Source organism: Streptomyces sp. RPT161, assembly GCF_027533845.1.
Classification (GTDB): domain Bacteria; phylum Actinomycetota; class Actinomycetes; order Streptomycetales; family Streptomycetaceae; genus Streptantibioticus_A; species Streptantibioticus_A silvisoli_A.
In genome coordinates, this window is the sequence record NZ_JAPZVN010000016.1 from 80,416 (window position 1) to 100,694 (window position 20,279).

General features: G+C 66.1%; 19 protein-coding genes. 7 read left to right on the forward strand and 12 right to left on the reverse strand.

What is annotated here, in order from left to right; translation table 11 throughout:
* Window positions 1–192: 192 nt before the first annotated feature.
* The 4 genes from O5O46_RS26050 to O5O46_RS26065 all read left to right on the forward strand — a co-directional run bounded on the left by O5O46_RS26050 (window position 193) and on the right by O5O46_RS26065 (window position 3,713).
* Window positions 193–783, forward strand: coding sequence for a DUF4913 domain-containing protein (locus tag O5O46_RS26050; protein WP_269858014.1), 591 nt, complete (start codon window positions 193–195; stop codon window positions 781–783).
* Window positions 780–1,553: a hypothetical protein gene (locus tag O5O46_RS26055; RefSeq protein ID WP_269858015.1), complete on the forward strand. Its 774-nt coding sequence runs from the start codon at window positions 780–782 to the stop codon at window positions 1,551–1,553. The genes O5O46_RS26050 and O5O46_RS26055 overlap by 4 nt, the downstream gene beginning before the upstream one ends.
* Complete coding sequence (locus O5O46_RS26060) at window positions 1,550–2,032, forward strand: hypothetical protein (RefSeq protein ID WP_269858016.1); 483 nt, start codon at window positions 1,550–1,552, stop codon at window positions 2,030–2,032. Before O5O46_RS26055 ends, O5O46_RS26060 begins: the two co-directional genes overlap by 4 nt.
* A 523-nt stretch (window positions 2,033–2,555) precedes the next feature.
* On the forward strand, window positions 2,556–3,713 hold the full coding sequence (locus O5O46_RS26065) for a hypothetical protein (RefSeq protein ID WP_269858017.1): 1,158 nt from the start codon (window positions 2,556–2,558) through the stop codon (window positions 3,711–3,713).
* Between the two features lie 138 nt (window positions 3,714–3,851).
* Here O5O46_RS26065 and O5O46_RS26070 read toward each other — a convergent pair whose 3' ends face one another.
* Window positions 3,852–4,628 (reverse strand): hypothetical protein, encoded by a 777-nt coding sequence (locus O5O46_RS26070; RefSeq protein ID WP_269858018.1) that lies wholly within the window; start codon window positions 4,626–4,628, stop codon window positions 3,852–3,854.
* Window positions 4,629–4,663: 35 nt separating this feature from the next.
* On the opposite strand from O5O46_RS26070, the gene O5O46_RS26075 reads away from it, so the two are divergent.
* Window positions 4,664–5,176 (forward strand): DUF317 domain-containing protein, encoded by a 513-nt coding sequence (locus tag O5O46_RS26075; protein ID WP_269858019.1) that lies wholly within the window; start codon window positions 4,664–4,666, stop codon window positions 5,174–5,176.
* A gap of 526 nt (window positions 5,177–5,702) precedes the next feature.
* Here O5O46_RS26075 and O5O46_RS26080 read toward each other — a convergent pair.
* Window positions 5,703–6,716, reverse strand: a complete 1,014-nt coding sequence (locus O5O46_RS26080) for a hypothetical protein (protein WP_269858020.1) — start codon at window positions 6,714–6,716, stop codon at window positions 5,703–5,705.
* Between the two features lie 9 nt (window positions 6,717–6,725).
* On the reverse strand, window positions 6,726–11,468 hold the full coding sequence (locus O5O46_RS26085) for a DUF6531 domain-containing protein (protein ID WP_269858021.1): 4,743 nt from the start codon (window positions 11,466–11,468) through the stop codon (window positions 6,726–6,728).
* Window positions 11,469–11,933: 465 nt separating this feature from the next.
* Here O5O46_RS26085 and O5O46_RS26090 point away from each other — a divergent pair, with 465 nt between their 5' ends.
* Together O5O46_RS26090 and O5O46_RS26095 are read left to right on the forward strand one after the other, a co-directional pair.
* Window positions 11,934–12,140, forward strand: coding sequence for a hypothetical protein (locus O5O46_RS26090; RefSeq protein ID WP_443072624.1), 207 nt, complete (start codon window positions 11,934–11,936; stop codon window positions 12,138–12,140).
* A gap of 13 nt (window positions 12,141–12,153) precedes the next feature.
* Window positions 12,154–12,621, forward strand: coding sequence for an NUDIX hydrolase (locus tag O5O46_RS26095; protein WP_269858022.1), 468 nt, complete (start codon window positions 12,154–12,156; stop codon window positions 12,619–12,621).
* Between the two features lie 18 nt (window positions 12,622–12,639).
* Here the strand turns inward: O5O46_RS26095 and O5O46_RS26100 are convergent, their stop codons facing one another.
* From O5O46_RS26100 to O5O46_RS26140, 9 genes are all read right to left on the reverse strand, one after another.
* Entirely contained in the window at window positions 12,640–13,191 is a 552-nt protein-coding gene (locus O5O46_RS26100) for an HD domain-containing protein (RefSeq protein ID WP_269858023.1), read from the reverse strand.
* 62 nt (window positions 13,192–13,253) lie between these two features.
* On the reverse strand, window positions 13,254–14,171 hold the full coding sequence (locus O5O46_RS26105) for an aminoglycoside phosphotransferase family protein (protein WP_269858024.1): 918 nt from the start codon (window positions 14,169–14,171) through the stop codon (window positions 13,254–13,256).
* A gap of 294 nt (window positions 14,172–14,465) precedes the next feature.
* Window positions 14,466–15,014: an NUDIX domain-containing protein gene (locus O5O46_RS26110; protein ID WP_269858025.1), complete on the reverse strand. Its 549-nt coding sequence runs from the start codon at window positions 15,012–15,014 to the stop codon at window positions 14,466–14,468.
* A 94-nt stretch (window positions 15,015–15,108) separates the two neighbouring features.
* Window positions 15,109–16,341: a cytochrome P450 family protein gene (locus O5O46_RS26115; protein ID WP_269858026.1), complete on the reverse strand. Its 1,233-nt coding sequence runs from the start codon at window positions 16,339–16,341 to the stop codon at window positions 15,109–15,111.
* Window positions 16,248–17,588: a cytochrome P450 gene (locus O5O46_RS26120; RefSeq protein ID WP_269858027.1), complete on the reverse strand. Its 1,341-nt coding sequence runs from the start codon at window positions 17,586–17,588 to the stop codon at window positions 16,248–16,250. Before O5O46_RS26120 ends, O5O46_RS26115 begins: the two co-directional genes overlap by 94 nt.
* A complete protein-coding gene (locus tag O5O46_RS26125) occupies window positions 17,585–18,187 on the reverse strand; it encodes a GTP-binding protein (RefSeq protein ID WP_269858028.1) in 603 nt (200 codons plus the stop codon). Before O5O46_RS26125 ends, O5O46_RS26120 begins: the two co-directional genes overlap by 4 nt.
* Window positions 18,162–18,521: a DUF742 domain-containing protein gene (locus O5O46_RS26130; protein WP_269858029.1), complete on the reverse strand. Its 360-nt coding sequence runs from the start codon at window positions 18,519–18,521 to the stop codon at window positions 18,162–18,164. The genes O5O46_RS26125 and O5O46_RS26130 overlap by 26 nt, the downstream gene beginning before the upstream one ends.
* The gene (locus O5O46_RS26135) at window positions 18,518–18,946 is read right to left on the reverse strand and encodes a roadblock/LC7 domain-containing protein (RefSeq protein WP_269858030.1); all 429 of its coding nucleotides are present in this window, start codon (window positions 18,944–18,946) and stop codon (window positions 18,518–18,520) included. Before O5O46_RS26135 ends, O5O46_RS26130 begins: the two co-directional genes overlap by 4 nt.
* The gene (locus O5O46_RS26140; RefSeq protein WP_269858031.1) at window positions 18,943–20,250 is read right to left on the reverse strand and encodes a sensor histidine kinase; all 1,308 of its coding nucleotides are present in this window, start codon (window positions 20,248–20,250) and stop codon (window positions 18,943–18,945) included. The genes O5O46_RS26135 and O5O46_RS26140 overlap by 4 nt, the downstream gene beginning before the upstream one ends.
* Window positions 20,251–20,279 lie beyond the last annotated feature (29 nt).

Genomic DNA, 20,279 nt, shown 5'->3' on the forward strand with positions numbered 1-20,279 from the left:
CAAGCCGAGTGTGCCGTCCAGTTGCTGACGCCGTTCTCACGGTGCTCGCAGTGCACCGTCCCGTAAGCCTGCCACCGGATCACATCACGCGGCCACGCCTCCTCTATCGCGGATTTCCGGCCGTGCCAAATCCCGAATCCTCCGGATCCTCTTCCGCGTGCCGACCTCCGACAGAAGAAAGCAAGCACTACCGTGTCCGATTCTCTCCCGAGCTCCACCGAGCCCTTCCGCATACCCGACGACGATCTAGACGATCTCGCGTCCACCTTGGCCAAGATCGTCGCTGAGGTCCGTGAGCACGGTGTCCTCCTGGACCGCCTCGCCGCCGAAACAACCGAGCCCAGCGAAGCCTCCTCCGCGCAGCCCATAGATGCGGTCCAGGCCGCTGGCGAACAGAAACCACCTACCTCGGCGTTCATCGTGGCGCTCGGCGGCGAGGCATACGACATCGAACTCGCCGCCCTACGGAACTGGGTCAACTACCTCCTGCTTCCCGTATACGGCCGTGAGATCAGCGCCAACCGTCCCTGGTGCGACCAGTGGCACGAGCACCCCGAGGCCGTTGCCCGCCTACACGCGCTCTGGCTGGCCTGGCAACAGCTGACCGATGCCGAGGCGGGCCTGGGCGGGCCGTCGACCTGGCATCGCGACCACCTCGACCACGCGCTGCTTCAACTGCGCGCAGCTGATGGCCCGTTCGCGGCTTGCACCACCACCCCCGCCCGCCCGACCCACCGCGTCCTCACCACCCCGGCCCCCGCCCCCACCGGAGCACAACAGTGAACACCACACCCGACTACCGCCTGGAGGGTTTCGAGCCGACCGATGACGATGTGGCCGAGGACTTCTCCTTCGTCACGCTCTATGACGACAGTCTCGTCGCCGTCGCCGAACACCACAGCAGCGACGGCCGCGACACCTACCTGGTCCTCTACGACAACTCGGCGCAATGGGGCGCCCCAGGTACTCCCGCATACATCGCTATGCACGTCAAACGCGAGGTCGGGCAGCGCAGCTTTCGATTCGACTCCACCCCCGTGGCCCTGGTGCCCTTGGCCCAGCGTTGGCTGATCGAGCGCGGCTGCCCCGCGGAGGCCATTGAGGTCTCCCACGCCAATTCACCCAAGCCGAAGGACGAACTCACGCAGCAGTTGGAGGAGCGGCTGAAGTCATCCGGCAACCGGTACGAGGTACTCGACCACAACACCTACAACCCCGGGCGTTTCGACTTCGGCACCGAGACCTGGGTCCTCGTCCACGACAGCCACCTGGACTCCGCGGAGCAGCCATACCGCGTCTTTCTTGAAGAGGTCAGCGCCGACCTCAGCGGCTACACCGTCCGCGAGGGGGCGTTCGCCGACGAGGACGCGGCCGAGGAGTGGCTGTGGAATCGCGACACGCCACTGCCCCGGCCCGTCGAGGCGACACGCGGCACAACCCACCGAGCACAGGCGGCACTTGCTCGGTCGACCACCGAAATACCGGCCGCTACCGTGCCCGCGCCAGGGCCAGCACAAGCCACCGAAGGGAAGTCCAGCCGGAGGTCGCGATGAGCCGCGCCCGCTTCGCCTTCGCCGCCCACCCGGACGCCATAGGCGACCTGCGCCAACTCCCCGACAACATTCGGGACCTGGCACTGCTAGAGCTGCAGAACCTCGTCCACGGCAGCGATGACTGCCTGCCGTTGGATGGCCGCTTGACCGGCTTCCACAAGGTCTACGTGGATCCCGCGGTCGCCTACCGCATGGTCATCCAGTTCCGGGATGCGCCCGCCTCCTCCACCCACACCCACGAGGTCTACCTCGTCGCCGCAGGCGCCCGGCAGGACTACGAGGTCTACCGGACCGCCCAGCAGCGAACGGACCGTACCGGCCCTAACCGCCCGGCTCCCGACTCGACGGCCGACGCGCGGGTGCGAGCCGCACGTGCCCGCTCCCCCCAGGCCGCAGTCGTCAATCCGTCGACCACCGCCACAACGCCAACCGCCCCCGTGGGCACCGCGCGCGTCGCCGCTCGAAGGGATCTGTCATGACCGCCGACCGCATCGCCACCGCCACCAGCGCGGAGCTTGCTGACCAGGCCAGCGCAACCTGCAGCGGTACGCCGCCGGCGACCACCTAAGGTCACCATCCGGCTGGACGCCACAGCGAACTGACGGCAGTTGAAGGTGAAGGGCAGTTCACCAGAAAGCGTTGCTGTCGCTGATCTGCAGACCACTGGAGAAGCACAACCGTTCGATCTCAAAATGCAGTCAGTGCTGCTGCCACCACCAGACGGTGAGAGCCACAGCCCCAGTGCCGACGGCCCCGGCCGCGCCACGGACCGCGCTGAGCACGATGATGCGCCGCCAGCGCCGGAGCCGTCGGCCTACACGCACCCAGCGTTCATGTCGGCCCCGCCTCCAGACACAATGATGGCAGCGACAATCCATGGTTCCGGACATACCGAGCCTCCCAGGCCTCTGACTTCTCCGTCCCGTGCGGGGCGACAGCAGCAGTACGCCATGGTGGTACGGCGGCCCCTGGCATCAGCTCGTGGGGTTGTAACGTGGGAGGGTGCCTCGTACCGAGAGCCCTGCCGATCGAGAGCTCTGCGAAGCGGTGTGGGAAGCCCACCGGCAGACGATCAGCTGTAAACAGCTGGAGACATGGCGAGCGGCCAAGCTGCTGCCCAGCAACTTCCGGCGCGCTCTGGGGCGCGGACAAGGCAAGGTGTCCTGGTTTCACCCCGGGGCCGTGGGAATCGCGGCCGAACTCGGACGGAACTCCCGTCCCGGACGCAGCCTGCATGAAACGGTCCTGAGGACGTTCACCACCAACCCGTATACCTTCACCGAGGGCCGTTCTGCGCGGCATCCGCTCACAGGCCAACCGGAACTGTTCTCCCCGGAACCGGGGATGCGGACAGCCTTGGAGTGGCATCTGCGCAAGCCGCGTCTCACCGACGAAATCTTTCAGCGACTATCCGACGGGGCCTCCGCCGACGAGGCGCTGGCGGATGCCAATGTCGAGCTGCACCGATTCGCGCAAGAATCCGCCCAACTCCTCGCACGTCGTCGCCGGTCGCTCCCCGCCAGTAGGCAGCGTGACCCGAAGCTCCGTGATGTGGCTGCCGAGATCACGCAGCTCATCACCGATTGGGTCAACGGTGACGGCCTACCGTCGGAGGCCGTCACCGAGGACAGCGCAATGCTTCTCCGAGCCATGGGGGCCGATCGGCCCGAGGGAGAACTTGAACGGGTGAAGAGCCTGATCATCGCAGACGGGCTCAAGGGTGGACTTGCTGAACTCGACGCCAGTGCCTACCCGAAGGGAGCCGATGAAAGGGCGGCTGCCCTGAGGCAGCGTACGTATCGCGAGATCTGTGAAGTCGCCCTCATCGTGCACTTCGTGGCGCGGACGATCAGGAACCGGAGGCTCTCGCTCACGCTCCTGCCCGGTAGCCAATTGGTCAACCGCACGGCGGTCCTCTACGCGACAGACCCGTGGCTCCACCAGTGGATGACCGTCCTGGAGCACACCATCGGACCGCAGGGCCCGGCCAACTGGTCCGGCACCACCACGGCCATCACGGCCTTGTGCTGCCATCCCCGCGGCTTGGAGTACGCGCGACGGCTGGAGTCCCAGCTCGCATACTCCTACGGCGACTCCAGCGCCTCACAAGTAGAGGTGCAGCTCGACGAGATCCTCGCCGTCAAAGCCGGAGGAACCTAGAGTCGGCGTGACTCCTGGGGAACACATACGGTCACCAGCGGCCGTGGTTTCCTGGGGGGAATTGGCGACAGTTGAATACGCGAGCTCACCAGTACGATCCCCGCACTCAGACCGGGCGCGTGCGATGCGGCCTGTTGGTCACCGTACGGGCTGCGTCGTGCTCAGAACGTAGTCGAAGTACACGGGATCGCCTTCCGGGTCGACGGGGTACTCGTAGGAGCTGTTGTTAGCGAAAGAGATCTTGGATTTCGGTAGGGCGTAGATGCCAAAGTCGTCGTCGTACGCGACGGAATGCCCGTGTTCTTCTACCTGCGGCACCAACCGTTCGCTGGGGGTGCGGAAAACGTCCAGTCCGTCGAAGGTGACGTTGAATTCGTCATCTTCCACGCGGAAGCGCCACAGCTCGACGCTGGTCAGCGTCCCGTCCTGGGGGAAGGACAGGACGAATTGGAACGCGGAGTCATCGAGGTTCACCACTGCGGGTCGTTCGGCTCCTGGCCGGTGACTGATCCGGCCCAGCCCTTGAGTGACCCGCATTGCTTCATGGAAGGGCATACCGAGCTGGAAGGGCCCAACACTGACGTGCGGATGAATCTGGACATCATCCACGCTTGCTTCGCCTACTCCTTGTCGCTCACTGGCTGCAGGGATCACCGCAGTAGAGCGGCCTCGTCGAAGGTCCAGCCACGACTGGCCACTTGCCTCACGTACGCCGCTGCAGAAGCCCAGTGCGACTAGTTCACTCGCGGCAGACGCCACTAGGGCCGAATCGACTACGTACTTCGGCACACCCCATGTCAACGTACCGGTGTCGGGAAAACCCCAGGTCAACAAGGTGCCCCGCTCCAGCCACCCCTCGTCGGACGGCTGCGCACCTACCTGGATCTGCTTTGTCTCCACCAGCATTGAACCCATCACCAGCACCTCGCCAGCTTCCCCAAAGGATTCTCATGTCTCGCTCGCTCACCGTCGGACAACTGATCCGTCAGCTAGAGGAACTGGATGCTGATCTGCCGGTCCGCCTGGCCATCAACCCAGACTGGCCGTTCTCCCACTACGCCGGCCGCGTTCTCAACGCGGACGGCACCGCGTTCATCGCCGACGACGGCCAAGAGGGGTACCTACCCCGCACCGTCAGCACCCTGCTCGACTGGGAGAACAGCAGCACTCCCACTGAAGTCGCCGACTCTGACGAAGCCCCGGAGTACCTCGACGCGCAGGACGCCGCATACGTCGTCACCGAACTGTTTGACCGCCCAGACTGGACCGTCGAGGACGACGACCTGCCTGCCACCTACTCCAGCCCCTGTGGCCACCTCAAGGTCCGTCTCGACGAAGACGGTTGGCTCTACGAAGCGCGTGAGCAGCCCACGGCCGCCCCCGTCTGGAACGCCTACTTCACGGCCTCGGTACCGGCGGACGCGATCAGGGCATTCACCGCTGCCCTATTGACTTCGCTCTGATCCTGGCCCACGTCGCCCGAGGTGCGCTGCGCCTCGGGCGCCTTCTCCTTCCGCCTTAACCCGCCGCCTGCTGGAAACCCGCTGCGAACGGCGGAAAGGACATCACCGCAGACCTCGGGCTCGCCGCCGGCGACCTACTGCTGCTGGCCACCTGGCCGAGGGTGACCGGTGACTGGTCACACGTTGTCCGACCCACGCTGTACGAAGCGACCGGCCTGTGCGTCGTGATCAGCGTGTACAAAGCCGCTCTCCACCTGGCGAATCACATCGCCGAGTGCAGATGATTCGCAACACCGGCCGCCCCTCACTCACGCAGCAGGGGCGGCCTCGCGCGTTGGTCACCCTTTTCGCCAGCAGGGCTACATCGAGTACGGGATGTCCTACGTGATCAGCCCGCAATCGGCTGCGCCTGCGGTGGACCGTTTGACGATGGCTCTGGGCAGTCGCCGTAGCCCGCCGACGCCGATGGCTGGCGCGTTACACGCAGAACTCCGGCTTTGCTACTGGGCCCTGTTGGGGTAGTCGCTCACTGGGCCACCCGCCATCGCCGCACCAGGTCTCCCTCCGTTGTCAGCCACGTCCCGTCCCCGAGGGCGAGTGGGTCGCAGGAGACTGTGCCCGGGTAGTCGAGTTCGGCGACTGGCTGGAGGGTGCGGGCATCAAGGATCAGGTGGCGGTTGTCGTCCGAGTCCTCCTCCTCGGCGACGGCCACGACAACGCGATCGTTGTCCAGGAATCCAGGGCGATGGCCGACGAGGCGCATGCCCTCCGGCAGCACGTCCGCAGCCTCGACGACGATGTCCTCCTGCCCAGCCTCGCAGCGGCTGAGCCACTCCCCTCCAACGTCCAGCTTGAGGACTACACCGTTGAGGCTCACCCCGGCGAACGGCTCGTCGTCGCCGCCGACGGCCTGCGTGCGCAGGGTGTCGTCTTCCAGCGTGACCGCCAGCGAGTAGAAGGTGTCCCCTTGCAGCGCGTTGAGGAACACCTGAGTGGGGTCAGTGAGGGACTGCTGGAAGATGTACCCCGCGGACGCGGACGGCAGCGGCGTCTGCGTGACGTGTCGGCCGTCGGCCAGATCGAGAGCGACGCACGCATCTCCGGAGTAGGCGCTGTCGCTCAGGCCGGGGCCTGGCGTCGTGACGAGGAGGCGGCGGCCCGAAGCGTCGGCGACGCAGGAAGGGCCTCCCGTTCCCCGATCAGGCCACGGCTCGAACTCATGCGTCCATCGCTGCCGCCCACTCGCGTCGTAGACCGTGACGGCGCCATTGGCCACCATGGCGAGTCCCCCGTCCGGTAGTGGCGAGGCGAACCCTTGGGTCTGCTCCGGCTTGTGGGAGGGCCAGCGGCGCTGTTCGGCGAAGACCCGACCACTGTCTGAAGCTACGCGGCCCACGACGATCTCGTCCCCGGGTTCGGAGACCAGCCAGCAGGCATGGTCGCGTACCAGAAAGGTGTCGAGGTGGTTGCGGGACCGGTTAACGAGACCCGGCAGTTCCTCCTGCGCGAGGAGCTCAGCGGTGGTACATGAGTAGCTCATGGTGATTGTTTACCTCGGAGAATGCCTGGCGGGCCAATAGAACTGTTTCTGCTGCGTCCCCTGCGTGCGGGGGTACACCATGCCGTACATGGCTCCGTGGCTGCCACGGATGAGCGGGGAGCAGAAGTCTGTGCACACGCTGTTGGAAGCCGCGCCGTGTGTGGGTAGCCAGTCCGGCTTGTCCTTGCCGTGGTTCAACCGGCTGAGGTAGGCGAGGATGTTCTGCTCGGCGTGACCGCCCTTGACGCGCGGAGGCACCTTCATGTAGGCGTCGTCGGGGATGGGCACGAGCCCAAGTTGCTTGGCCAGTTTGACTTGTTCCGCATCGAGTTTGCTCTTGCTCGTGCCCGAGACAAAAGTGACGGGTCCCTTGGGCGTCTGCGCGTGGATGATCGCGACTGTCTGCTTCTCGCGTTGAATTTTGTTCTGCTTGAGGTTGTTGATCTGCTCCGCCATCTTCTGCATCGCGTCCATGCATGGCGCGAGCCCCATGGGATCGGAGATGGTCGCCGGGTTTGTCACGTATCCGGCGGGATTGGGGGCGGGTGCCAGCCCCAGTGGGTCGGGGGTGACGTAGCGGCCCGGTTCGGGGTCGTAGTGGCGGAAGTGGTTGTAGTGGAGTCCGGTCTCCGGGTCCGCGTACTGGCCGGGGAAGCGCAGGGGTGTGTAGGCGCTGGCGTCGCGGTTCCACGCGGTGGTGCCCCACAGGGTGGGGCGACTGTGCCAGGCTATGTCACCGGTCTCGCTGACGAGTTCGGTCGGGGTGCCGATGAGGTCGGTGACGATGGCGAAGAAGCGCGAGTCGACGGACTGCTGGTCGGCGCTGGGCTGGCGGCTCTCGGCTTGCGCGAGTGGTCGTAGGCCGTCGTACTCCCAGGTCAGCGTTGTCCGCGTGGTGGTGTCGGTCTGTTCCGACAGGCGGCCACCGTCCCATGCGAAGACGGTTTCCTCGACGACCGTTCCGTCCGGGGCGTGCTTGCGCTTGGCGGTGCGGCGCGCGAAGGCGTCGTAGGTGTAGGTCCACAGCACGCCGTCCGGCGTTGTGCAGGAGGTGAGTCGGTCCTCGGCGTCCCAGGTGTAGCGCCAGATGTCGGGCTTGCGGGACAGGCGTTTTCTGCGTCGCTCGATGACGCGTCCCGCCGCGTCATAGGTGTAGTGCAGGGCCCCGGCGGAGCGCAGCCGCATCCCGTCGTAGGTGCGCGGGCCGCGGGTGTCGGGGTTGGGGGCGTGGTCGGGCCAGGTGGCCTCGGTCTGGTTGCCTTCGCCGTCGTAGAGGTAGCGCTCGCTCCAGTGGTGTGCGTCGACGCCTGTTGGGCGGCCGTCGGCATCGAGCGTAAATCTGCTTGCCTGGCCGGTCAGTTGGTCGGTGACGGCGAGGATGTGGTGGTCGGGCCGGTAGGTGTAGGCGCGTGAGCGCAGCTTTCGGCCCTTAACGGCCAGGCTCTGCTCGCTGACACGCCCCAGTGCGTCCCAGGCGGTGGCCAGGTGAACGGCCCGGTCAGAGGAGCCGACAGTGCGGGTGAGTTCCTGCCCGTGGGCGTCGTGCGTGAAGTGCAGCGGGCGCCCACTGAACTCCATGAGTGTGCGGTTGCCTGCCGCGTCATAGGTCTGGGTCGTGACCGCGCCGCTGGGTGTGGTGCGGAAGGTGCGGCGGCCTTCTGCGTCGTAGGTGTAGCGATGGGTACGGCCGTCGACTGCCTCGGCGGTAAGACGCCCCTGCGCGTCCCACGCCAACTCCAGCGTGGCGTGTGGTGATTGTGCTTGGAGGAGTCTGCCCGCCGGGTCGTAGGCGAAGGAGGTGACGGCGCCGTCGACGTCCTTGGTCGCGAGGCGGCCCAGTGCGTCGTAGTGGTGGGTGACGGTCTGACCGAGGGGGTTGGTGCGGGAGACCATGCGGCCGGAGGTGTCGTGTGTGTAGGTCAGTGTCCGGCCGTCGAAGTCGGTCTCGCGGATGACGCGTCCCACTTCGTCGTACGCGTAATTCCAGGTGAGACCAGTTGAGTTGCGGACCTCGGTCAGTCGCAGCTCGGTGTCGTATGTGAATTCATAGCGTGCTCCGCCCGGCTCGGTGCGGGCTGCGACCAGGTCGAAGTGGGTGTATTCATAGCGGGTGATACCGCCGTTCGCGTCGGTCTCGGTCAGGCAGTTGCCCTCGCCGTCGTAGGTCCACCTCTGTTCGCTGCCGTCGGGCTCGACGCGGCGTAGAAGGTTCCCTTCGGGGTTCCACTCCAGGTGAGTGATGGCGCCGAGCGGGTCGGTGAGGGATGTCGGGTGGCCGAATGCGTCGCGCGTGAAGGTGTGGGCGTGGCCGAGGGCATCGGTGCGGGCCATCGGCAGACCGGCCGGATTGGGCAGGAAGGTTTCGGTGGCGCCGAGGGCGTCGGTGATCGCCGTGATGCCGCCGCGCGCGTCGTGTGCGTAGCGAGTGATCGTCCCGTCGGGTGCGATCAACGCGGTGTTGTTGCCGGCCTCGTCGTACTCGCGCCGCCACACGGCTCCGTCGGGCCCGGTCACGACGAGCGGCATGCCTCGCTCGTCATACTCGGCAGTGGTGACGGTGCCATCGGCCTCGCGGACGGCCGTGAGATTGCCGTGCTCGTCCCAGCTCCATTGTGTGGTGTGGCCCTGTGCGTCCGTGCGGCTCAGGAGGTGGTCGTCACGATCCCAGGTTTGGCGGGTGGTGTTGCCCAGCGGGTCGGTCTCGGCTACGACCTGGAGGCGGTCGTTGAGGTGGTAGACGGTGGTGGCACCGGTGGAGTTGGTGTAGCGGGTGATGCGGTAGCCGGTCTCGGGGTGGGCCTCGTACGCGAAGGTGGACGAGAGGAACCCGTCGGGGCCGATGGTGCGGACGACGCGGCCGTCACCGTCGTAGACGTACTGGAAGGTGGAGTCGTTGCGGTCGGTCCAGGACGTGATGCGGCCGACCGGATCGTAGGTGAAACGCAGCGGCAGGCCCGAGGAGTTGGTGACCGCGTTGAGGTTGCCGTCCTCGTCGAAGCCGTAGGAGGCGACAGTGACCGCGCCGTCGGGAGTGCGTAGGGACAGCGTGCGTATTCGCTGGTCTTCTGCGGCGAGGTGAACCGTGTAGCCGCCGTGATGGATGACCGCGGTCGGGGTGCCGTCGCCGTGGCGGTCGATGGTGATGCGGTTGTTGCGATCGGTGAGTTCGGTGAGCCAGTAGGCGGTCGACTCGTTGTAGGGGCTTCCCGTGAAGCAGCGCACGGCGCCGGTGTGCGTGTCGGTTACCTGGTAGACCGTTTCGGTGTTCTCGTCCCCGCCATAGCTCAGGGGCAGGCGCGGGCCTTCCAAGGGGAGAACCGGTTCACCGCCGGGCTGGGGAAGGCGTGGATAGACCAGGAGGGAGCCGTCTTCCCGTGCCCAGACCGCCCCAGTGCCCGCGGTGTCGAGTTCGATGCGCTCGTCAAGGGTGGAAGCCCAACTGCGGCCGAACCACTGCCCGTAGCGATACCCGGACAGGTGCGTACGCCGCAGGACCAAGGGCAGGACCCCGGGCAGCGACAGATCTGTCTGCGGCAGGGTCATCTCGCCTGTGGCGACATCCACTGGATCGTTTTTGCAGGTTTTGTTATCCAGTTGGATGCCGTGACGGCGCGGGTCAGACTTCGCCTCGCTCAGCGAGTCCGGCTTGCCGTAACGCGACCTCCTTCCAGGGCCATTGGAAGCAAGGTGGAGGTCGTCGTTCCTGCCGTGGTGCTGGCCGAGCTTGTGGAAGCCGTCCTCGATGTCCTGGTCGGCCTTACGGAAGTCCTTGGAGATCTGCTGGACGGCCTTGGGCAGCCGGTCCTTGAGATGGTCGCCCAGCTCCGTGGCGGCCTTCTCCAACGCGTTGACCGCCTTCTCCGCGACCGGTGCGATCGCCTCAGCGATCACACCCCTGCCGCGAGTACGCCCCAAGTGCCCGCGCGCCGTGAAGATCTGGCCCCTGGTCTTGCCATGCACCGCGGCACCGACCATGTTGAGGTGGGTACTCGCCCGCTCATGCTCGGCGTGGTCGATCAGGACATCATCGGAGCCCCCACCGCCGCCCCCTCCGGCTCCACCGTCTCCGCCACCCACGGAGTCAAGGTGCAGTGCCGTCTTCGCGGAGCCCACGCCCTGATGGAAGCCGTCCTTGCCCGCCTGCTTGACCTCGTTGAGGTTCACCCCGTCCTGCACGCCCATGCCATCAGCGGCAAGTTGAATCGCCAGATCAACCGCCATGCCATCCAAAGCCGCCACCGCGGGCTCGGCCAGGGCCGAGACGATGTAGTTGACCGCGTCCTTGGCGACTTCCTGGAACAGCTGCTTGACGACCTGCTGCGTGGCTTCGATCGCACCCGCGTCCAGCAACGCCGACAACCCGCCGGTCTCCGGAATCAGCGCCAGCGCGATCCCAGTTTCGTCGGCTAGGTACCCCAACTGTGTGATTGCCTCGCCCTTTTGGGCCGTGATGGCACCCGCAGCCAGGTCCAAGGCCCCTGCGACCACTGTTGCCGCAGTGGCGAGGTCTTTCAGGTGCTTGTCCTTGACCTTCCCCCAGTGGGCGTTGAGTGCCTGCATCGACTGGCCGCGGCCGGATGCCAGCAGGCGTTGCATGTGCTGGTTGGCGGCGCCGGTGTTGTCGTCGAGGTCGTGCGCGAAATCGCGGAGCGAGTCGGCCGTGTGGTGGTAGTCGTCCTCGTCCACGTTGGGCCAGGACACGCCAATGAGGTCCAGCATCGTGGCGGCCCAGTCGGGCAACACAACACCCACGACTCAATCCCCCCGGTAAAAACGATCAAGACTGGCTAGTCGTATCACGAGGGGATCGGGCAGCGGAAGCCGAGTTTTGGCCTCTTACCGGTACGTATTAGCAGGTCAGGACAGGCGCCACCTTCAGCAAACCCAGATCAGTTGGGGGGCCAGCCCATACGCTGTCCGTACGGACAACGCGAGTACTCTCTGGCGTTGATTGAAGCCACGGCGCTGTGTTGAGCAGCGGCACTCAGCTGGTTCGGGCGGTACGCCGCCGGACGAAGAACCCGACAATGGCGCCCGCGGCGACGATCGCCCCCAAGCCGCCCAGCGCCCAAGGCATCACGGCGCTACTGCCATGGCCCCCGGCATCGGCCAGTTGCCATCCGCGATGCTGAAGAGGGTCTTGGCGGTACGCTCGCCGCCAAGATCAGAGCCTCCCTGACGTACTATCGGAAACTCCCTGGCGTACCTAGATGCGAGGTGCGGCTGCACGACACGACGCTGTACAACTCGCTGTTCCGCTACGACGACATTCTCATGGTCAACCCTCACATCTGGGGCCAGCCTGCCAGCGCCAACCCACTGCTCCATCTCCAACGCCTTGATGGCAGTGGATGGTTCGACCACTACATGGCCAGCTTCGACGCCGTCTGGGAGACCGCACGCCCCTGGGCAGCCGAGCGATAGGAGAAACAGCACCGTGGGCAGGATTGAGTACTACCACGATCGATCGGCCCCGAAGGCCAACAGCCTGATCCCCGCCAGCAACCTCCTGGTGGTCAACGGCGAAGGAGCCATCCTCCTGCAGCGCCGCCGGGACACCGGGCAGTGGGCTCTTCCCGGCGGCGCGCAGGATATTGGCGAAAGCGCGGCTCAATGTGCGCTCCGCGAATGCGAGGAGGAGACCGGAATCCTCGCCGAGATCACTGGACTGCTCGGGGTGTACTCCGAGCCCAAGCACATCGTTGCCTACACCGATGGGGAAGTCCGGCAGCAGTTCGAAGTCGCCTACATCGGACGGCCGATTGGCGGGGAGCCGACTGTCAACGACGAGGCGGACGGCGTTCGTTGGGTACGGCCGGAAGACCTCGACCACTATGACATCCACCCGAGCATGCGCCAACAGATCGGCGACTACCTGAGCGGAACCTACCCCTACTTGGGCTGAGGAACGCGGCCCGCGAACCTATGCCGCATCCACCCGTGCTTGCACCCTGGCGACACTGGCGTGGATAGCGGGTAGGGCGCGACGGATGAACCGCCCCACGACGCTGTCGGTGCCGTACCGGCTGATGATCTCGGCGACACGCTCCTCGGAGGACGTCCGCTTTCCGTCCGGCGTCGTCGTCATGTCGCAGTAGACCAGGGCGTCCACAAGGAACCGGTCATCCACCAAGGGGAACTCGCCCTCCAGATCCTCGCGCAGCCCCCGCTCCTCGGCCTCCAGCAGCGCATACGAATGGTTGGCCACCAGCCGAACCAGCAGCTCGTGCGACGCGTGAACGTCCCGCAGGTACCGAGCCCCGTCCAGGGGATGGAACCCGGTGACCACCCGCGGCGGCGCGTATCCCACGTCGTGCAGCCATGCCGCGGCGACAAGCAAGTCGGCGGACTCCCCCGCGACGGGTTCCAGCGAACGGGCACGCTCCGCCACCCCTTGGGTGTGTGCCCAGCGCCGTGGCAGAGCATCCGCGAGCTGGGACTCCGCGATATGCGTTGCCCATCCTTCGAGTCCCACACCGGGCAGTGTAGGTAACGCCAGGTCGCGCGGACAGTGGTCTCGACGGGCGTTGCGCGGGATCATGCGTGACTGCTTTCTTCCATGAGGTGGGCGAGGGCGACGCGTGCTCGCAAGATGGCTTCGGTGTCCAGCGCGACGTGGCCGAATCGCAGCCTGTTGAGCGCATCCAGAGCTGCGAAAGCCGGAAGCGCGGCGCGCTCGACGTCGGTCAGATCCTGGCCGTATCCGTCCAGATACGCCTCGCGAAGGTCATCGCGGTGGATCCACGGCCCGTAGGCGAGTCGGACGGTGTCACGTAAACGCAGGTTCTTCTCACAGCACTCGAAATTGAGCAGGGCGACTGACTTCTGGGAGTTGTGCCACGACCAGTTGCGGGGCCGGTTGTCACCGTGGCAGTAAGCAGTGGGGAGTTGGCTCATTTCTGGACCAGCCAGGACAGCAGCGAGCTTGCGAATCAGGGCCTCCTCATCATCGGACAGGAGCCTTGAGACGCGCTGCAGAAGGATCTCCAGCGTGGTAACGGCGTGGTGGATGAAAGTACTCGCTGGTGCTTTGGGGAGAGCCGACGTCGGCGTGGCATCGTGCAGCCGACGGATCAGCTGACCGGCCTGACGGTGCAGGGCATACTCATCAGTGTGCGAGAGGCTCAGAGTTGAGGCCACCGCTCCCCGCAGACCTGTGGTGACCACGGCGCAGAGGTGGGCGTTAGCAGCGACCAATCGCGGTGCCTGTCCTTGTCCAAGGACCGAAACGACGCGGCGAAGGGCGAAGACCTCACGGTGAAAGAACGCCGGGTTCGGCAGAACCTTGACGAAGTAGCTGGTCCCGCTTGAACGCAGAATCCGCCACGCACGGGAGGCGTCCTGCTTCGACGAAGAGTGCCAGCACCCCACATATTCGCCGACCATCTGGTACACCCACGGCCGTAATTCCGCAGGGAGTTCGGCTGGCTGCGTCCGGCCGCTCACGAAGTCCACCTCCTGGTGGTAGACGTCCGTCCCGCTCCAATGCCGCCTGGTGACGCTTTGGTGTTATCACCGACGGTCTCAAGCAGTTCCGTGAAGGGGCGCCATTGCCGGCGCTCACATATGTCGGGCTCAGCCGCGGTGACGGCGCCTTGGTGAGGCAGGACGCAGGAGAACATCTGAACGCCGCCCTTGGGCTCGTGGCGGTGGAGGACGTGCACCAACTCGCCTCGCTCGAACGGCAGATGTGCGCCGATAGTGTTCTCGTGAAGTGGCATACTGCCTCCCGATTCGCGTGTGGAGCGACTACACAGCTGGCTGGCCCCAGACCAAGTAAGCGGTCCTTCCCGTCTTGGCGGCTGCGGTGGCGGCTCGGATTCGCCGCTCTTGGCACGGCCTGACGTAGTTGCTGAGCCGGGCGAGTGGGACGAACCCGTAGGCGTCCAGTTCCGCTTCCTGCAGTGCGCTCTCCCCCGTGCGTGGAATGGTCCAGCCGCGGAAGACGAAGGTGATCCCTTCGACCGCGTCCTGTTTCCGGTTGGTTGGCGTGGAGTCGACTGCCAGCAGTTCGATCCCGGACAGTGTCAGACCGGTCTGCTCGCGGACCCCACGGCGTGCCGCTTCGTGCGGTGTCTCGCTCGCGTATGTTCCGCCGCCCGGCAGGGTCCACCCGTCGTCGCACGTGTCGTTCGGCTTGACCAGCAGGACCTTCCCGGACTCGTTCAGGAAGAGAGCGACGCCGCTGACCCGTCGGCGGGTGACCTTGCACGTGGACTCTCCTTGCTTTGGAAAATCCGGTGAAGGCGAGTAGGTCGGGGCGCATGTGTCTGAGTCCTTCCGAGTGCTGGGCGCCATCGATGCCTGGTCGCGTTCGCTTCAGACGATTCAGGCGTACATCGGGCATGAGGCGCCTCGTCGTACCGCGGCCGAGTGCCGACCGCGGATCGACCTACGTCCTGGGCGCAAGGTGGATCGGCAGGGCACGCAGGCCATGGGCGATGAATGACTCGACCGGCTGGAGCCGTTCAGCGTCGATGGCGAGTTGAAGATCGGGGAAGCGGTCGAAGAGCGCGGGAAGCGCGATGCGGGCCTCCAGACGAGCCAGGGGCGCGCCGAGGCAGTGGTGGACGCCGTGGCCGAATGCCAGGTGGTCAGTGTGAGGGCGGCTGATGTTGAACTGGTCTGCGTCAGGTGCGTGATGGGCGGGGTCACGCCCGGCGGCGGCGTAAGCAGGCAGGATCGCCTCTCCCTTTCGGATTGTGGGACCGTCGGGGATGGGGATGTCTTCGACGGCGAAGCGCAATGGCAGGCTGGCGATGCTGGGTGCCCATCGCAAGGTCTCTTCGATGACGTCGCTCCACGACGCCGTTCCTGCACGCAGCAGACGGAGTTGGTTGGGGTGCGTGAGTAGGGCATGGACAGCATTGCCGATGAGGTTGACGGTGGTTTCGTGACCGGCACCGATGACCAGCAGCAGGGTGTCGATCAGCTCGGAGTCGCTCAGGCGGGCGTCGCCGTCTTGGTCGCGGGAGGCGACCAGCACACTGGTCATGTCATTGCCGGGGTTGGTGCGCTTGAGGGCAACTAGGTCGGAGAGCAGCTCATGGATCTCATGCCAGGTGGCAGCAGCCTGGTCTGGGGTCGCGGCGGCGGTGACGATGGCCTCGACGAGGCGCGCGGTGTCAGCGCGTAGGGTGTCCGGGATACCGAACAGTTCGCAGATGACCTGCATGGGCAACGGGTGGGCGAAGGCGGTGCGGAGATCCACAGGGTGTTCTGTGGGGGCGGTGGTCATGGCATCGAGTAACTGGTGCGTGATCTCCTCGATGCGTGGGGCGAGGGCCTCAGTACGGCGGGCTGTAAACGCAGGGGCGATGAGTTTGCGTAGCCGTCGGTGGTCGGAGCCGTAAGCAGTGAACATGTTGGTGACGCCGATCCACTGGTGCAGCCACGAGGTGGGAGTGATCTCGCCGCGCTGCCAGACCGGCCAGTGCTGCCGGGGGTCCTTCGAGACCTGCGGGTCGGCCAGGAGTTGCTTGAGCAAGTGGTGGCTGGTGACCGCCCAGGCGGTGATGCCGCCGGGGAGTTCTACGAGGGCTGCGGGGCCGAGCTTGCGGAGGCGGCCTGCTTCGCCGTGGATGTCGCTGCCTGTGGGGTCGATGGCGACGGGCTGCTGTTCCATGGGGTGGCTCCTGTTTGGTCGGGGCTGATAGGGGTGAAGCGGGCGGGGAGGGCGGAGAGGGCCCGGTGGAAGGAGCCAGGCCGCCACACCAACTGCTCGTAAGGCACGGCGAGTTCGATGTTGGACAGCCATCCGGTAAGTCGCTCGATCGCGGTGGTGGCGATGAGCAGAGCGTGCTGCTTGACCGGGCAGGCATGCGGCCCAGCCGCCCAGGCGAGGTGTGATCGCTCGCCTGAGCGTGCCTGGCCGGGCGCGGTATGGGCTGGCTGGGTGTTGGCGGCAGCGTAGGAGACCAAGACGAGTTGTCCGGCGCGGATCCAGGTGCCGTGGAAGTAGATGTCCCTTAGTGGGTAGTGGGCGGAGTAGTTGGCCATGGGCGGGTCCCGCCACAGGACTTCGTTGATGGCATCCTGTGCGGTCAAGGCCCCGCCGACCAGGCTGTTGTAGTAGCGGTCGTCGGAGAGCATGCGGCCCAGCGCGTTGCCGATCAGGTTGGTGGTGGGCTCGTGCCCCGCCCCCATCGTCAAGATGATCTGGTCGACGAGTTCTTCTGGGCTGAGCCCTGCGGGGTGGTGCATGAACCAGGAGGTCAGGTCATCTCCGCGCCGTTGCCGTTTGAGGGCGACGAGTTCCCTTACGTACTGGCCGTAGGCGGCGTTGGCTTCGGCAGCCTCTTCGGGGCTGTTGCCTTCGAGCATCCCGGCCAGCGCGGCGATAAGGCGCTCGCTGTAGTGGTCGGGCAGTCCGAACAGTGCGTTGAAGATCAGTAGCGGCAGGCTGCGAGCGTATTGGGCAATCAGGTCGCAGTGGCCCGCGCCGCCGAACTCGCGGATGAGCCGGTCGGCGCAGTGTTGGACCAGGAGCCGCAGTTCGTGGGGCTCGACGAGGTCGAAGGCATCGACGATGACGCGCCGGTAGCGGGCATGGGCCTCGCCGTCGCTGAAGAGTACGTTACGGCGCCAAGCCAGCATCGGTAGCACTGGTGAGTCTGGTGGGATGGTGGCCTGCCACCGGCGTGGGTCTTTCGACCAGGTGCTGGTGTCGCGCAGCAGGTCCAGCGCCGTTTGGCGGCCGGTGACCAAGAGCGCGTCGACACCGGGGGCGATCTCAACCGGCGCGAGTGGCCCGCAGAGCCGCAGGTGCGCGTAGAAGGCTTGAGGGTCGGCGGCGAACTGGGGGCCGTAGAGCTGTACCACAGGGGGTGCGTCGCCGTGGGCCGGGCAGCTGGGCGGCTGTTGAGTTGTCACGCGGGCTCCATGTGCATGTGGGCGATGACGTGCTCGACCAACGCGATCAATGCGTCGAGGGATTGCCCGCGGCTACGGGCGTCGCACAGGACCAGGGGGGTGCCGGGGTGCAGGTCGAGGTGGTCCCGCAGCGTGTCCGCGTCGTAAGTCGGCGCTTCGGGGAAGGGATTGACGGCCACGGCGTACCGCAGCCCCGCTTCCTCGATGAGGTCCATTACTTCGAAGGACTCTTCCAGGCGGCGGGTGTCGACCATGACCAGAGCACCGACTGCTCCTTGAGCGATGTCTTCCCATAGCAGGCGGAACCGTCGCTGGCCCGGCGTCCCGAACAGGTACAGCACCAGGTTGTTGGGCAGAGTGAGGCGTCCGAAGTCGATGGCCACCGTGGTGGTGGTCTTGTCCTTCACTCCCGCCAGATGGTCGACCAGCGCACCGGCCTGCGTCATCACTTCCTCGGTGTGCAGGGGCGCGATCTCGGAGATGGCTCGGATGAGCGTGGTCTTGCCGACGGCGAAGGGTCCGGCGATGAGAAGTTTGATCAGGACCTGATCGGTCCCGGCCAGGTATCTGGGGTCAGGACTTGAGCGCGCGGAGTCCATCGAGAACCTTCTCCATTGTTTCGAGATCTGGTCCGGTGGCCTGTGGGATAGGAGGGCGGGCGTGCAAGAGCCCGGCGCTGACGAGGTCGGCCACTAGGACTTTGACGATGCTGACGGGCAGGCGCAGGTACGCGGCGGCATCGACCAGCGGCAAGGCCCCGGGCTGGATCAGTTCCAGCACGCCACGCTGCTCCGGGCACAGGCCGACCGGTATCTCCTCGCAGGCGGCGTGCAACGTGGTGAGCCTGTCGAGGTGGTTACGGCTGGGGTGAGCGCGCCCGCCGGTTGCCAGGTAGGCGGGCACGAGCCGTCTGCTGTGCCTGCCGCCGGTCATCCCGCGGCATCCCGAACGGGCTCGCGTGGCGAACTGGTCATGACTTTCTCTCCCAGGGACTTCACCTGGATCTGCATCTGATGCGCCACTACCCCCAAGTTGACTTCCAGGCTGGTGAACACGGCCAGATACGCGTTCCCGCCAGCGGGGATGACGAAGACGTAACCGTCGTCGGATTCGATGATGGTCTGACGCAGCCGGGGCTTCGGGTTCCCGGAGAAAGCCTGTGTGGTGGCGCGCGCGGCCCCCTGAAGAGCAGACATCATCGCAGCCGCGCCTTCCGCGTCCGCCTCCGCCAGGTCCGGGGAGCGGCCTTCGATGAAACCATCGCCAGACAACACTGCGGCGTGAACCACGTGTGGCAGTTCCAACAGCGGGCCGAGCACCCACGACTTGTCCTCAGTCGCCTTCCGAAATGCGTTCATGATGTCGCGTCCCCTTCTACTTGCTGCGAGCCAGGCTCAGCGGCGGCCCGGCCCGACTCAGTACCGGCCTGGAACGCCGCCCAGCGCTGACCTGCCTCCTCCGGAGTACGGTCCGGGGCCGTGTCAACAAGCCTCGGTCGGGCCTGGGCTGTGGTGGGCTGACGTCGGCGTCGCCGCGGCAGGCCCTCGCCTCCAGGTGGGGGCGCAGGTGCAGGGGCGGTGTCAGAGCGAGGGCGTGGGGCCATCGCGGACATGGGCTGGGACCCGGGGTCCATTCGCGTGAGCAGGGCGCCCGGCAGGTACACGATGGCTCGCACACCGCCGTACGGGGAGGGCTCGACGCGGACGGCGAACCCGTGTTGGTGCGCCAACTGACCGATCGCGGGGAATCCCATCCGCGGGGGGTCACCGAGCTCAGTGAGCAGCACCGGAGCCCGAGCGGTCATCAGGCGTTCCGCGCGCTGGAACTCCTCCTGGTGCATCCCGATCCCGGCATCATCGATGACTACCGAGGCGCCCTGGTGGCCCTGCAGTAGCGCGACTTGGACTGGAAGGTCCGGGTGCGAGTGGTGAAGCGCGTTTGCCAGCAATTCGGCGATCGCGATGGCGACCGGCTCCACCGCGCGGGCCACGACACCGACTGGATCACGCAGTTGGTTGCTGACCTCAACCCGCTCGTACCCCCGCACCCGTGACCGTGCACCGACCGTGATGTCGGCCAGGTAGGAGTCCTCGCGGATCAGTCCTGTCCAGGGCGCTCCGCACACCACGGCTGTGGCCTGTACCCGGCGCAGCGTCTGCTCGTTGAGGAAGTCAGCGGCAAGCAGATCCTGCGCGATGTACGGGTCGTCGTATCGCTCCTGCATCTGCTGCAGAGCGCTCTGCATTTGATACAGCATGGCCTGGATCGTGCTGGTGGTCCCCTGCATCGCAGCCCGAGCGGCGGAGTCGACGCGCAATCGCTCCTTGGTGACTGCCTCGCGAACCTGTTCCAGCACCGAGCCCAGAGCACGCTCGATATCCGTTCCGGCGAACCGGTCATCCAGCAAACCCCGGACGGGCACGCGCGGGTGCGCCAACGACATCACCAGATCCGGAACGCGAGCACTGGCTAAATGCCCGACCTCGTCCTCCAGGGCCTGCCACAGACTTGTCAGGTGGGCGTTCTCCTCCTCCGCCGCCGCGGAGCGCTCAACCTGAGCCCTCCGGCCCAGCCAACTGCGAATCAGGAACGGCGCCACGCCAAGAGCGGCCGTGGCGGCCCCTGTCAGGTACGCCACTAGCACCCCCGGTATCTGCATCATCGAAAGTCCTCGCTCTACGGACGGATGGT